The organism is Enterococcus sp. CWB-B31 (assembly GCF_020567645.1).
In the GTDB taxonomy this organism is placed as follows: Bacteria; Bacillota; Bacilli; order Lactobacillales; family Enterococcaceae; genus Enterococcus_L.
Map to the genome: position 1 here is coordinate 39,838 of NZ_JAJDJW010000001.1, position 11,715 is coordinate 51,552.

11 protein-coding genes are annotated in these 11,715 nt (G+C 40.3%); all 11 read left to right on the plus strand.

Annotated elements, in window-relative coordinates:
* The first annotated feature begins 96 nt into the window (after positions 1-96).
* The 11 genes from LI954_RS00170 (at position 97) to LI954_RS00220 (ending at position 11,714) form a co-directional block, all read left to right on the plus strand.
* Positions 97-402 carry a hypothetical protein gene (locus tag LI954_RS00170; RefSeq protein WP_202067070.1) on the plus strand — a complete coding sequence of 102 codons (306 nt, stop codon included), beginning with the start codon at positions 97-99 and terminating at the stop codon, positions 400-402.
* On the plus strand, positions 395-1,696 hold the full coding sequence (locus tag LI954_RS00175) for a glucosaminidase domain-containing protein (RefSeq protein WP_229443156.1): 1,302 nt from the start codon (positions 395-397) through the stop codon (positions 1,694-1,696). The genes LI954_RS00170 and LI954_RS00175 overlap by 8 nt, the downstream gene beginning before the upstream one ends.
* A 56-nt stretch (positions 1,697-1,752) precedes the next feature.
* Positions 1,753-2,454, plus strand: coding sequence for a type IV pilus modification PilV family protein (locus LI954_RS00180; RefSeq protein WP_229443157.1), 702 nt, complete (start codon positions 1,753-1,755; stop codon positions 2,452-2,454).
* A gap of 10 nt (positions 2,455-2,464) precedes the next feature.
* Positions 2,465-3,151, plus strand: a complete 687-nt coding sequence (locus LI954_RS00185) for a type II secretion system protein (RefSeq protein WP_202067068.1) — start codon at positions 2,465-2,467, stop codon at positions 3,149-3,151.
* Positions 3,138-5,144 (plus strand): hypothetical protein, encoded by a 2,007-nt coding sequence (locus tag LI954_RS00190; RefSeq protein WP_229443159.1) that lies wholly within the window; start codon positions 3,138-3,140, stop codon positions 5,142-5,144. Before LI954_RS00185 ends, LI954_RS00190 begins: the two co-directional genes overlap by 14 nt.
* A 13-nt stretch (positions 5,145-5,157) precedes the next feature.
* A complete protein-coding gene (locus tag LI954_RS00195; RefSeq protein WP_229442118.1) occupies positions 5,158-6,711 on the plus strand; it encodes a GspE/PulE family protein in 1,554 nt (517 codons plus the stop codon).
* 18 nt (positions 6,712-6,729) lie between these two features.
* Positions 6,730-7,959: a type IV pilus twitching motility protein PilT gene (locus LI954_RS00200; RefSeq protein ID WP_229443161.1), complete on the plus strand. Its 1,230-nt coding sequence runs from the start codon at positions 6,730-6,732 to the stop codon at positions 7,957-7,959.
* Positions 7,959-9,170 (plus strand): type II secretion system F family protein, encoded by a 1,212-nt coding sequence (locus LI954_RS00205; protein WP_202067065.1) that lies wholly within the window; start codon positions 7,959-7,961, stop codon positions 9,168-9,170. Before LI954_RS00200 ends, LI954_RS00205 begins: the two co-directional genes overlap by 1 nt.
* Before the next feature lie 180 nt (positions 9,171-9,350).
* The gene (locus LI954_RS00210; RefSeq protein ID WP_229443162.1) at positions 9,351-9,842 is read left to right on the plus strand and encodes a prepilin-type N-terminal cleavage/methylation domain-containing protein; all 492 of its coding nucleotides are present in this window, start codon (positions 9,351-9,353) and stop codon (positions 9,840-9,842) included.
* A gap of 44 nt (positions 9,843-9,886) precedes the next feature.
* Positions 9,887-10,642, plus strand: a complete 756-nt coding sequence (locus tag LI954_RS00215) for a prepilin peptidase (RefSeq protein ID WP_202067063.1) — start codon at positions 9,887-9,889, stop codon at positions 10,640-10,642.
* A gap of 37 nt (positions 10,643-10,679) precedes the next feature.
* Positions 10,680-11,714 carry a hypothetical protein gene (locus LI954_RS00220; RefSeq protein WP_202067062.1) on the plus strand — a complete coding sequence of 345 codons (1,035 nt, stop codon included), beginning with the start codon at positions 10,680-10,682 and terminating at the stop codon, positions 11,712-11,714.
* Position 11,715 lies beyond the last annotated feature (1 nt).

Sequence of the window (11,715 nt, forward strand, 5' to 3'; positions counted from 1 at the left end):
CAATAAACAATAGTTGATAGATGAAAGTTTTTTCTAACCTTCTGATTTAAATAAGCTGAAAGTGTTGCAGCCGTGAATGAGAGGAGGTCTGTTTACATGTACAGACGTAACATTCAGATAAAACAATACACGCTATTATTCTGGCTGCACTATGTTGCTTCGCTGGTATTACTGACTGTTTTTTCTATCGTATTTTATTTTTGCTATTTTACTGACTTTCAGGAAAAAGTGACATTGGCTCATTTAATTTTGATGGTTCTGCTGATTATGCTAACCACTTTTTTTCGAATAAATGCCTGTCATTATCAAAGATTTTTATGGAAGGAAGAAGAAGCAGCCCGTGTACGGATAAGTAAAGAAAAGTTGCAGCAATTGAGGGAGGATACACAATTTTATGAATAAAAAATTGAATTATTTCACTGCTCTGACGATTTGTGCAGGGTTGCTGTTTTTGGGTGTAAAAAATGTACCCGGCAGAATTTTGGCACAGGAGCAGAACCAGACAACTGAAAGTACAGAAGAGACAGAAAGAATGGAATCAACAGATTTGAATACTGCTGAATTATCAGTTTTAGATATAGAGGAAACAACAGACAGCAGGTTGGAAGCATTAGAATTTTCAACAGATACAACAGATACAACAGAATCAACAGATGTAACAGATACAACATATGAAAGCACAGCATCTTCAAGTATGGAAGAGCCGTCTAGAGAAAGCCAAGAAGAGATAGCTACTACAACCTCTTCGGTCACTGAAGATTCTTCTGTTACTGAAAGCTCTGCCAGTCAAACAACAGAGTCCAACAGAAAAGAAACCTCACAAACAGAGGCAGCGGAACAAATGGAGGAGGAAGCAGCTGAGTCTCTTCCAGGAAGTGCTGTAACAGAAGAGGTGGAGGCAAATTATGAGTTTTCAGTTGTAAAAAATCAGAGCACAGGCGAGTTTATTGATTCGATCAGCTCATTTGCACAGGAAATTGCATGGAACAATGACTTATACGCTTCGGTAATGATTAGTCAGGCAATTTTAGAAACAGGTTCTGGCGGAAGCAGTCTTTCTCAGGCACCTAATTATAATTTATTTGGTGTCAAAGGTGCGTATGACGGAAAAAGTGTCAGCTTCCTCACTCAGGAAGATGCAGGAGACGGGAGCTTGTTTACTATAACTGCCAGCTTTAGAAAATATCCTAGCTACAAAGAGTCATTGGAAGATTACGCGAAATTGTTGAAAAACGGTATTGACGGTAATAAGAATTTCTACAGTAAAACGTGGAAATCCAATACTGAAAGTTATCGAGATGTGACGGCTTTTTTAACCGGCAGATATGCAACAGATACACAATATGGAAACAAATTGAATGCATTGATTGAAGCCTATGATTTAACAACCTTTGATGGCAATGTTATAGAGAAAAAGAAAAGCAAGCCTTCTGAGAAGGCAAAGCAGATAACAGATACTGAGCTTGATTCAAGAGCAATTGAGATTGTAGAAAAAGTGAAAGCTGCCTATAAATTTGGCTTTAGCAACAGTCAAGAGACCGATCCTTCACAGACCACAACCTACATTTTTAAAAACTGGACGGAAGAAAAAATGTCTATTTTCAAACAACCTGCCAGAGAAATTATGGGTAGTCAAGTCGTTTCATCTACAGTTGATGATACCTTTTCAGAGAGTTCAGAAGTCGATGAGGAATAGAATTGAAACGGTGCTGAATAGTTTGCGAAAAAACTGGAAAATCGAGATGGCTCATCATGAAGAAAAATAAAGAGGGGCGGGTTAAAACAGCTGTGACAGAGATCATAAGGAGCAGACAGCTGGATGAACGAGGTTTTTCATTACTGGAAATACTGATTGCCATTGTTTTGTTGGGGACTTCGTTCTTGTTTCTGGCATCAATGATTTATCAAAATAATCAGGCAATTAAGCTCAATAAACGAAAAGAAGAAGCAATCTTTGTTCGTGAAGACATTAAAGAATGGCTGCTTTATAAATCACAGCTGCAGGATATTGCCAACTTAAATTCATTTGTTTTTATTGAATTCAAAGCGTCGCTTGACGAGGGACAGATAGCTAGAAGGAATCATTTGATTCTGGATAACTCCGGCATTCAAAGAGATGTGCTGACAGGTAAGGGCAAGTATGGAGAGATTGAAGTGCCGTTGAGTGATGATGAGCGGGGAACCTTTATCCAAAAGCTTAAGTATCATTTGACGGATGCAGATTTTTTGCCGGAATCACTAAGAACGGATGGGAATCAATTATACATTGGTCAATATGTTGATCGTTTTAATGAAGAAACTGATTTTTTAGTGAAAGTTGTTGTGAATCACAAGGTTGGGGTTTCCGAATACAATCCGCGGACAGATGGTGTAAGCTTGAATATTTTAATTTATGACAAACAAAATGGCAGCTTGTTAACGGAAACTTACGTGAACTGGGTTGTTGAATCATAGGAGGGATATAGTGAGGAAGCTGTTGCAGGATGAAAATGGACTTTCAATGTTTGAATTAATTGGAGCAATTACCATTTTTGGGCTGGCTTCTTTCTTATTTTCCGCTATATTATTCAGTATTTTCAGAGCTTCTGTATTGCAGGGACAACAATTGGAGCTGCAGCAGACAGCTAATAATCTGGTTGCTCAAATGGAAGGAATCAGTAAAATTGAAAATATTTATAAAGATGCAGGGTATCGTGGAAAGTTTAACAGCGACTGGTCAGAGGCGCATATTGTCAAAATACTTGCTGCAGATAAAATGAGTGAGCTTCTGTCGATTGACCAGGGAGACAATCCTTTATACATTTCAGATATTTTAGATACTTCCAATCAGCGAGCTAGCAGTTATCATGTAAAGGATCAGAATATCAAGATTAAACTGATTCAGCAAAAAAATGAAAATGAAGTTACAAAGACTATTTACGCAACACCCAACTATCGGGATACATTCAGTATTCAAACCAGCGGAGTCATTCTTTTTTATAAAGAAGAGATTGAATTCAGCGATTATTACGACAGCTCTGCAGGATTATGGGCGCTTGAACAGCTGTTGGCTGAAAATGAAGCTTCTATTGTCTACAGCAGGAAATTTGTACTGACCTACAGAGATGATGAGAAAGCGAGCGGGGAGGTTCCTGGAAATGGGAGATGGTAAAGATGAAGCGGGCTATGCACTGCTCTATACACTTGGAGCAATTTTACTGATCAGTATGATTGTCGGCGGCATTTTCATTTTGGCAAGAACTGTATTTTTCCAGATGGAAAGAGTAGACAGCTTGAAAAAGGCAAAGGATGTTGAAGAATATGCTTTGCAGGAAGCCAGCAGCCAGATCAAAAAGAAATTAGAGCTTGAACTTTCTGAACTTGGAGCGGGAAGCAGCTTTGGAACAGACGAAATAGTTCTGAGAAACCTTGTGAACGGCTGGATTGGTGATTTTGAACTTTCAGATGAGGGGCTCGGCAGCGGACAGCAGTTTTCTTACCGTACAACGTTTAAAAACAGTGATCTTAGTGCCAGAAAGATTCTGCCCTATGTACTTGATACGGATATAGGGAGTTACGGCTGGAAGCAGTCCTCCACTGATCTTGCGAAAGTGACAAATGTTGAGCTGACTTTTCCGATCAGTGTTGAGGTCACTGAAAACAGGAAGGGGACGGTAACAACTGCTTCCGCTCAATGTGAGTATATTTATGAAATACAGTGGGATGAAGTAGAGGTAAATGAGGAAATTGTTGCATTGGATGTATGGCGCAACGTATTTTATTCCTATTATCTGCCCAACAGTGCCCAAACAATTTCAGCCGATGAATGGATGCGAAAAGTTGATCGAATTTATCGTTACCAAGCAGATGTTCAGTACTTTGATTATACTTCCTATAATAATTATTCCAGCTTTCAGTTTGGCGAAATGAACGGACAGATACAGGATATTCGTGATGGACTTTTCTTGGATTTTTCAACAGGGAATAAAACGATTGGACAACTTGGTTTTTCAGGGTCTTTATTTCTGGAAAACGGTGTAACCCTTAAAGGGATTGGGGGAGGTCAGCTTCAGACAGATAATTTACTTGTTTTAAGTAATGCAGCGAATCCCTCTGCTTCTCTTTTGAATTATCTGCAGGTTGATCAGGTTGTTGCAAAGATTGGGACATATATTGACTTTCCTAAAGAGCAGTCCAGATTTATTTTGGAATCAGGTCAGTTTACCACAAGTAATCTGCTGATAAACAATACAAATACAGTAAAAAAGGCTAATGTTTCTTCTGAAGGAGTACTTTTTTCAAAAGGGAATTTGATAGTGAATAAAGTTGCCGGAGCAGAAAACTTTTCTTTTGCCAACTATTCTGTGGAGGCGGGCAGGAAAAATCCCAAAGACAATTTGTGGACGGAGTTTTTAAAAGGTTCAATGGTTATTGCCAGTTCCAGTTTGTTTGCAGGACCGATAAATGAAAACAGCTCCCTCCATTCGGAATCGGGGGATACTCGAACAATTATGGTTGCGGGTAATTTTATGTTGACGAATGCAATGCTGTCAAGTGAGACAGGTGAAGATGGTTTTTCTTATTTTCAGGAGGAAGCAACTTTTACCCATCCCAATACACCTTCAAAAGTTACACTGGACGGTTCAGCAACCAAGATGATTGTCAGTGGTCAAAGCTTTATCGATTCGCCAAAAACGGAACGGCGGCAAGCATTGACAGAAAATGATTCAGCTTCCTCTTTTAACGGATATTACAAGGATAAGGATTTCTGGAACAGTATCAGTTTAAAAAACGGTGCGGTGATGGAGCTCGATTATACAGGCATTGAGCCGTTCAATCTGGATATTCAAAAAAATTCTTATTTATCTTTAAAGACATTGCCTGACTTGGCGTTGTTTGATACAAGCTTTATTGAGTACAGTGTCAGCAGAAGTCAGTTAAACGGTAAGCTGATTATTCAGCCTTTCAATAAAAAAGATGCAACAAGTTTAGAAACAAAAATGACGAGTGCAGCAATTCCTGTTGAGGTAGTTAATACATTTGCTGAAGCTGAAGCTGCAGAGGATGGTCAGGTAGTCATCGTTATGCCGGTAAATACGTCGGATAAAGAAGCTGCACAGATCATTTCAAGAACATTTGATTATGTGGGAACCATAGATTATTAAAGGGGAGAGCAATGTGAGACAAGAAGAGCGACCAATTGGAAGACATCGGAGCAGACCTGTCAGTGAGCGTTCCTCGATCAAACATCAAACCATTGATCTTTTCAATAGTTCACTGGATAAACAATTACTGGAGCTGATTCCAAGAAGTTTTGCGAAACAGTATAGTGTGTTTCCGATAAAAAGAAAACGCAATCGTTTGGTTGTAGCTATGAGCAATCCTGGTGATTATGCTGCACTAAATGAATTGCGTTTGATTACAGGATTGTTGATTGAGCCGGTTAAAGCAAACGAGGCAGATATTCAACAGTTGATTGTTCGTGACTACCCATCAGAAATTAATATGGAAGGTCTGCTTGAATCAGATCTGCCGGAAAAGGAAAGTGCGGCATTCAGTGAAACGGGCAATGACGATTCGCCGATTATCAAACTGGTAAACACATTGATCCATGATGCGATTGACCGGAGAGCCAGTGATATCCATTTTGATCCGCAGGAAAAGTATCTGGCTGTTCGAATTCGAACAGATGGAGAAATGAAGGAATTGAAAATACTGCCAAAAAATATTCAGTCAGCAGTGACGTCACGTTTGAAAATTATTTCTTCTCTGGATATAACTGAAATACGTGTGCCTCAGGATGGTCGAGCAATGCTTAAAGACGGACATAAAATCATTGATCTTCGGGTATCTGTGTTACCGACCATTCATGGTGAAAAAGTAGTTATTCGGATATTGGATCGTTCCGTAGGTATTCGAAAACTGGAAGATTTTAAGTTCAATACTCAGATGCTGATAGAGTTTCGCAACCTTTTAAAGCAGCCTCATGGAATTATTCTCGTTACGGGGCCTACAGGTTCAGGGAAATCTTCTACTTTATATGCCGCTCTGGGAGAGTTGAACAAACCCAATGTCAACATTATTACTGTAGAGGACCCTGTGGAGTATCAGCTGGAAGGAATCAATCAGGTGGCGGTAAACAGCAGTATCGGCTTGTCTTTCGCCAGTGGATTGCGCTCTATTTTACGGCAGGACCCTAATGTTGTCATGGTCGGAGAAATCCGAGACGGTGAGACAGCTGAGATTGCCATACGTGCTTCTATGACTGGACATTTGGTCCTGTCTACACTGCATACCAATGGCTCTGTGAGTACCATCAATCGTCTGGTGGATATGGGTGTAGATACCTTTCTTGTTGCGAATTCTTTGGCTGGAGTACTTGCTCAGCGTTTGGTTCGAACTATTTGTTCGGGCTGCAAAATAGAAGAGACTGCTTCAGCAGCTGAAGCAGCCTTTTTAGAAGAAAATCAGCTGCATGCCCGCCGACTGGCCAAAGGGAAAGGCTGTGCAAAATGTGGGTATACAGGCTATCAGGGGCGAATGGCTGTACAGGAGCTGTTGACGGTAACACCGGAACTGAGAAGGATGATTACCAGACAGGCAACCAATGATGAACTGCAGCAGTATGTCCGTCAGCAGGGAATGAAATTCCTGATTGATGATGGATTGGAAAAGGTTCTGGCTGGCTATACAACAATTGAAGAGGTATTAAAAGTTGCTGCACAGGAATGACATATTGAATGAATGGGGATGAAGCAGTTGAGAGAGTGGGAAACAGAACGTCCAAAAAAGTACAGAAACAGAGAGCAGGAGGGAGTCACGAGACGTCGAATCTCAAATCAGGACTACCGTTCACGCTATTCAGAGGCAATGACAGCTTCTGATGATCCAATCCGGCCCGCTGCTTCTGCATCCGTCAGCGGTTCGGTTTCGCCTAAGAAGCAGTTGGACGACTGGCTTAGATTGGCGGTTGAAAAGAAGGCATCAGATATTCACCTTATTGAAGGAGTTCCGCCGATGTTTCGTCTGCATGGAAATCTGCAGCCGATAGAAGGAATGCCGGTTTTGTATTCAGATAAAATTTCTGCTATGGGGGAATCTATCTGTACAAAAAAACAATGGGCGGATTTTAATGAACTGGGCGAAGTGGATTTGGCTTATGAGTTAAAAAATGTCAGCCGCTTCCGGGTAAATATTTTTAAGCAGATGGATGAAGTGGCCATCGCATTACGTCAGATTCCCATTGAGATTCCAAACTTGGATTCTTTGGGTGTTCCAGATGCGTTGCGCAGAATGATTCACAAAAGTCAGGGCTTGTTTCTTGTGACCGGACCAACCGGTTCTGGTAAATCGACAACCCTTGCCGCTATGCTTGACTACCTGAATGATACGAAAAAAACCCATGTTCTTACATTGGAAGACCCTGTGGAATATATACATAATCATAAGAAAAGCATTATTTCCCAAAGAGAAATCGGTCGGGATACAGCGTCATTTTCCAATGGACTGAGGGCAGCCTTACGGCAGGATCCGGACGTGATTCTGGTAGGAGAAATGCGGGATTTCGAAACAATTTCAATTGCTCTGACTGCAGCTGAAACCGGGCATTTGGTTTTAGGCACACTGCATACATCCAGTGCTCCTTCAACGATTGAACGGATTGTTGATGTTTTTCCGGCAGAGCAGCAGTCACAGGTTCGTACACAGCTGGCAGGAGCGCTTGTAGGTATCTTGTCTCAGAGGCTTCTGCCGACGCGAGATGGCAAAGGCAGAGCAGCCGCCACGGAAATGCTGATTAATACTAAAGGGATTGCCAGTATTATTCGCTCCGGCAAGACACATCAAATCAGCAACATGCTTCAAATGGGTAAAACCGAAGGTATGCATACGATGAGCGGCTCAATCACACATCTGGTCCAGTCTCAACGTGTAGATGCAGAGATTGCAGAAAGTTATCTCGAAGAAGGAAGTGATTTTTAGTGGCGTTGTTTACTTATCAGGGGATGAAATACACTGGTGAGAAAATGCGAGGGAGTATTCGCGCTAATTCAGTAATTGAAGCGAACAGCCTGCTGAAAAAAAAGCATATTAAGCCGCTGTCATTAGTTGAGCAAAAAGAGACGGCAGCTAATAAGGAACTCAACTTGTTTTCCAAAATCAGTTTAAAAGTACTGGTCGCATATTTACAGCAGTATTCAACACTGATTACTTCCGGCATTACAGTGCTGGAAGCAGCAAATATGTTGGAGGAACAGCAGCAGGATAAGAAGTTTAAGAAAATACTGACAGAAGTAAAGCAGGATTTGGAGGCGGGGTCTACTTTGTCTGAAAGTTATCGTAAACATCCCAATGCCTTTCCGACATTACTGGTTAATGTTATTGCGGTAGCTGAGATGTCTGGCTCATTGGAGAAAAATTTACAGCAGATGGCCAACTACTATGAAAAAAGCTCTGCGAACCGCAGCAGTATAATCACTGCAATGATCTACCCAATCCTCATGTTGATAGCTTCTATAGGGGTAGGAATATTTTTAATGCTTTCAATCGTTCCTATGTTCGTGGGAGTTTTTGAAAGCTTTGATGCAGAACTGCCGTTGATTACGAAAATAACCATGAAGATCAGTGAATTTCTTCAGACTAGAGGGGGCGTGATTGTGTTGATTATTTTCCTTATCTGGCTGGGGATTTTCATCGGGAAAAAGAACCCTGCATTTCAGCTTCAATATGACACATTCAAACTGAAGGCACCGATCTTTGGAGAGTTTATCCAAAAAAGCTATTTCTCTGTATTTATGACGACGTTGTCTTCTTTATTGTCAAGTTCTGTTCCTATGGTTACAGCATTGTCAATGAGTAAAGAAGTTGTGAATAATCAGTTTGTTAGAAATATGATTCAACAATGTGAAACAGAGGTAGAGCAGGGCGGGAGAATCAGTGAGGTTTTTTCACAAAACAGTGTGGTCCCGATTCTGGCAACACAGATGGTAAAAATCGGTGAAAATACAGGCTCTCTTGAAGATATGCTGGAAAAGTTAAGCAAGATTTTTGAGGCTGAAGCAGATGAGATGAGTGTTCGGATTAAGACCATAATGGAACCTTTGGTTATGCTGATTATCAGCGGTATTGTCGGCTTCATCATTGCCGCAATTATGATTCCGATGTTTTCCATGTATGGTTCTATTCAGGGATAAAAAGGAATGATGAATATATCTGCTGAATTGAAGCAACAGCAGTAGATAGAATAATTTTTTGAGTGAATAACACTTGGAAGAATTTGTTCAACGTCGAATGTGTTATTAACTGGATACCTAGACATCCAGTTAATATAGATGAACTATAAAATTAGAAACAATCAGGAGGAGAAACGAAAAATGATAGAAGCTTTAACGTTTCAAGAAGAAAGCAGAATGAGTCGTCTTTTAAAAGATGAGCGAGGAATGACTTTAATTGAATTATTGGCAACAGTAGTAATTTTAGCAATTATTGCTGGAATTGGTGTAGTAGCTATTGGTAATGTGATTCAAAACTCACGGGAAGATGCAGCAGTTGCAGATGTACAACAAGCTTTGAATGCTGCGAAGCTATATCAGGCCTCACCTACAAAGGCATTTGTACCTACTTCAACTTCTTTAGGCGATTTTTCATTACAAGAGGTTATTGATGCAAAAATGCTTGAAGGGACTTCAAAGTGGGCGGATCCTGATAAGGTAAATTTTGTAATAGATACTGAGGGAACTTTAACGGTTTACATTCCGGCAGGACAATTAACTGCTGGCTCTAAAACATCCCAAGAAATTGGAACTACAACAGTAGGAGTAGATACCCAAGAAATTAATAACTTAAGAAGAGATAACCTGTTTTAATTTTTTAGTAATCCAACTACAACTATATGAAGAAGGAATTTTTTATGAATATATTGAGTTACACAATACCCTCAAGTATCGTTTATTGCTATATATTTGTCATAGGAATGTGTCTGGGCTCATTCTTCATGGTTGCAGGCTATCGAATTCCCCGTAAAGAGACGCTGGTGGGACGCTCGCACTGTGAGAATTGTCAGCATGAACTGGCCTGGTGGCAGCTGATTCCGGTTGTTTCCTATATTTTCTTAAGAGGGAAATGTAAATATTGTACATCAAAAATAGGGGCAGCTGCCCCTGTTTTTGAGCTATTTACTGGAACTCTGTTTATGGGTACGGCAATGCAGTTCAATTTTTCTCCGGAAGTGCTGGTGGGCTGGCTGTTGATTTCTTTACTGCTGATTATCAGTGTATCTGATGTTCTATACCAGATTATTCCTAATAAAGTATTACTGCCGTTTTTCATTGCAGCAGTTTTAGAACGAATCATCATTCCTCAAAATCAGCATTGGTGGTATCCGGCGGCTGGTTTTCTGGTAGGCTTTATTCCGTTATATATTTTGGGAGAAGTCAGTAAAAAAGGAATGGGCGGCGGTGATATAAAACTTTTTGCCGTGTTAGGCGTTTTTCTGGGACCTGTTCAAGTATTTGCTTCTTTGTTTTTCGCAGCACTTATTGCACTTATTTTTGCTCTTATCTGGTTTGCTTATAAAAAAGAAAGACAGAAGTATATTCCGTTCGGTCCCTTTATCGCAATCAGTTCAGTGTTGGTTTATCTAATTTCAGCAGGTATTGGCAGGTAACACTTGGGACTCTAAATTGAAAAAGGCAGGTAGTAAAATGTTTGGAAAAAGAAAACATGCCGCAATCGGTATTGATATCAAAAAAAATATTCTAAGATATTGCACGACAAGAAATAATCAGCTCGTCTTTGGAGAAAAAATAATAAATGGTTCTTTTTTTAAAAATGGCAAATTAAGAAATCCGGAAGAGTTCATTTATATTCTGCAACAAATTGCTGCAGAGGTACATAGGAGAAACCCGGATTTTATATTTTCTGTGATGAATGAAAAGCTTCTGATTCGTCAGGTACCTTTGGGAGATATGAAATCTGAAAAGGAAATTAGAGAGTTTTTGTATTTTGAATTAGGGGAATCAATTTCGTTGCCATTTGATAATCCCATTTTTGATTTGCTGATTCTTGAGCAGCAGAATAAGAAAAAAGTAAATAGAAGAAGAGGCAGACACCGTCAGGAAAAAAATGCTAAACGCGCCGTTAAGATTCAGCGCAATCGGTTTGCTGTAAACGGTAAAGTGCCGGTTGTAGTTACTTCGGCACCTCTTATTGAGGAGGTGGGAGATTGCATTCACCAAAGCGGCGGACAGCTTATAGGGGTAGATTGCAGTGCTCTGGTCTATTCCCGTATTTTACAGAAGCGTATTAATTGGGGAGAAAATTTTCTGTTGGTGGAGCTGGATGCTGGAATGGCAACGATCACTATTTTTGAGCAGCTGGTCCCTGTGTATGTTCAGCATGATGATTATAACCAGGTGAACTGGAAATTTTTGGAAACAGAACACGGAGTGAAAACAGAATTTAACCACGTTGTTGAACTGGAAGAACTGGAAAATCTGGGAATAACTATTCGAAATGTTGTCCACTATTTTGAAACGGAGATCTCTTCTGGAAAAGAGCTGGTACAAATTTATTTAGTGGGCGGGCATCCGCTGCTGACCAAGGAAGTTCTGAAGATCATCCAGGCAACAAATGAACTGCCGGTGAAAGAGCTGCAGTCACCGTTAAGGCTTTCGAATCAAAAACGTTTACCGGAACGCTTTTTACTGGCTGCCGGTTTGTCGATGAAAGAGGTTTGAT